Genomic DNA, 2,707 nt, shown 5'->3' on the forward strand with positions numbered 1-2,707 from the left:
GTGCCGGGCGTGGCTGATGTGAATGTCAATGGCGGGGCCGAGGAGACCTATACGCTGACCCTCGACCCGGCCCGCCTTCGTGCCCACGACATCGCGCTTGGCAGGATCTATGCCGCGATAGAAAGCAATAATGCCTCATCGGGCGGGGGGTGGATTGCACGCGGGGCGGAGCAGCAGGTGGTTGTGGGTCGCGCCCTTGTCGGCTCGCTGGCCGATTTCGGGGCCATCCCTGTGGCGATGGGGGCCAACGGGCTGGCCATTCGCCTGCGTGATCTGGGCCGCGTCTCGCTTGAGGCGCGCCTGCGTCTCGGCGCTGTCACGCGCGATGGCAGGGGTGAGATCGTCAACGGTGTCGTTCTCATGCAGAAGGGCGCCAGTTCCAATGCGACGCTCGATGCGATTGATGCTGCGTTGCCAGCCATCCAGCAGACCCTACCCCCGGGCGTCACGCTCAAGCCATTTTACCGGCGCTCGACCCTGACCGACGAAACCATACGCACCATCAAGGAAAACCTCATCCTCGGGGCGTGTCTGGTTTTTGTGACGCTGCTTGTCGTGCTGGGGAACTGGCGCGCCGCGCTGGTAATTGTTTCTGTCATCCCTGTCTCGCTCGTCATGGCTTTTGTCGGGATGCGTGTTTTTGGCATTTCAGCCAATCTGCTCAGTCTCGGCGCGATCGATTTCGGTATGATCGTGGATGGCTCGCTGGTGGTGGTCGAGCATCTCATGGTCGAGCGCGCGCGCAACAGACCGGGTGAGAGCCTCGACTCACTGGCCATTCACACCGTGCGTACCGTGCTGCGACCGGTCAGCTTCGCCATTTTCGTGATTATCATGGTCTATCTGCCCATCCTGACCCTGCAGGGGGTGGAGGGCCGTATGTTCAGACCCATGGCGCAGACGATCATCATGGGGCTCGTGACCTCGCTCGTTTACTGCTTTGCTGTCGTGCCGATCCTCTCTGCGCTTTTGATGCGTCATGCGCCGCAGGACCGCGAAACGCATGTCGTCCAGTCTCTCAGGCGCCGTTATGAGCCAGCTCTGGACTGGTGCGCTGCGCATACACGCAGCGTCTTTATGGGTACAGCCTGTATCTTCCTGCTCGCGCTCGTGCTCGCCTCACGGCTGGGCGGCGAATTCGTGCCCCAGCTTGAGGAGGGGGCGCTGGTGGTCAATGCCATGCGCCTGCCAAGCGCCTCTCTGCCCACTGTTCTGGCATCGGTAACGCAGGAAGAGCGCCTGTTGCGTAGTTTCCCTGAAGTCGAGACCGTGGTGAGCAATACCGGTACCGCCGCCATCCCGACCGATCCGATGGGAACGAACGAGACGGATAGCTTTGTTTTCCTCAGGCCACGTCATCAGTGGCGTGCAGGGATGACCCAGTCGAAGCTTGTGAGCGCCATGAGCGCCAAGCTCAGTCATGACCTTCCCGATGCGGCCTATTCCTTCACACAGCCGATCGAGATGCGCATGGACGACCTGTTATCGGGTGTGCGTACACAACTGGCTATCTCGGTCTATGGCGATGATCTGTCGATGCTGGACAAGCTGGCCGCGCATCTTGTGAGCGTGATCGCCTCGGTGCCGGGGGCTGCCGATGTTGCCCAGCAGGGTGAGGGGACGGTGGCGTATCTTCATATCGACATCAACCGCGATGCTGCGGCGCGACTGGGCGTTGCGGTGCCGGAAATTCTCTCCACCATCGAGGCGGTGGGTGGCCATATCGGGCGGCCGGTGATTATCGATAATGCCCTTATACCGACACAGATCCGCTTTGCCGGCGGTGCAGTGGCCAGTGCAGCCCGTATCGGCGGGTTGCAGATCAGGCGCGAGGACGGGCGCGGCTGGGTTCTGCTCAAGGATGTCGCGCATATCGCTGTTGATGAAACGACGGCGCGTATCGACCGGGACAGTCTGCGCCGCCGGGTCATCGTGCAGGCCAATGTGCGCGGGCGCGATGTCAAATCTTTCGTTCTTGCTGCGCAGGCAAAGGTCGGGGCATCGCTGCATCTGCCTCCGGGCTACAGGCTCGAATGGGCGGGCCAGTTCCGCAATCTGGACTCGGCCATGACGCGCCTCGCCCAGGTTGTGCCCGTGGCTCTGGTTCTGATCTTCGTTTTTCTGGTGCTCGCTCTGGGCTCACCCCGGGCGGCGCTGCTGGTTTTCATCAACCTGCCGATTGCCGCTACAGGGGGTATCTTTGCCCTCGCCATCAGGGGGCTGCCATTCAGCATTGCCGCCGGAATCGGGTTCATCGCGCTGTTCGGGGTGGCCATTCTCAATGGTGTCGTGCTGGTCAGCCAGATCCGTGATTACCGCCTGACGGGGATGGGCGCTGCCGAGGCGGCCTTTGCTGCGGCAAAAGCCCGCTTTCGCCCGGTTCTGGCCACGGCTTCAGTGGCCAGTTTCGGCTTTTTCCCCATGGCGTTTTCCGGCAGTGCCGGGGCCGAAGTCGAACGCCCTCTGGCAAGTGTCGTGATTGGAGGGCTGATCACATCAACCCTCCTGACCCTGCTCGTGTTGCCGCTACTCTATGCACGGTTCTTCAGCCGGGAGGATGCGACGCGTCCGGTGCAAGAGGCCGATCAGCCCATGCGGTGAAGGGCGCAGAGCTTGTTGCCGTAGGGGTCGCGCAGATAGGCGAGATAGAGCGTGCCGATGGGAGATTCACGCGGGCCGGGGGGATTTTCGATGGCGGTACCGCCAT

Annotated in this window: 1 protein-coding gene and 1 pseudogene; one reads left to right on the top strand and one right to left on the bottom strand. The window is 62.1% G+C overall.

Annotated elements, in window-relative coordinates; translation table 11 throughout:
• The coding region (locus tag P792_RS32090; protein WP_035440261.1) for an efflux RND transporter permease subunit at positions 1–2,601 on the top strand (2,601 nt) is incomplete at its 5' end.
• On the opposite strand, the pseudogene P792_RS39100 reads toward P792_RS32090, so the two are convergent.
• Positions 2,586–2,707: pseudogene (locus P792_RS39100) on the bottom strand (VOC family protein); the annotation flags it as partial. The gene P792_RS32090 and the pseudogene P792_RS39100 overlap by 16 nt on opposite strands.

Source organism: Asaia sp. SF2.1 (genome assembly GCF_000505765.1).
GTDB classification, from domain to species: Bacteria; Pseudomonadota; Alphaproteobacteria; order Acetobacterales; family Acetobacteraceae; genus Asaia; species Asaia bogorensis.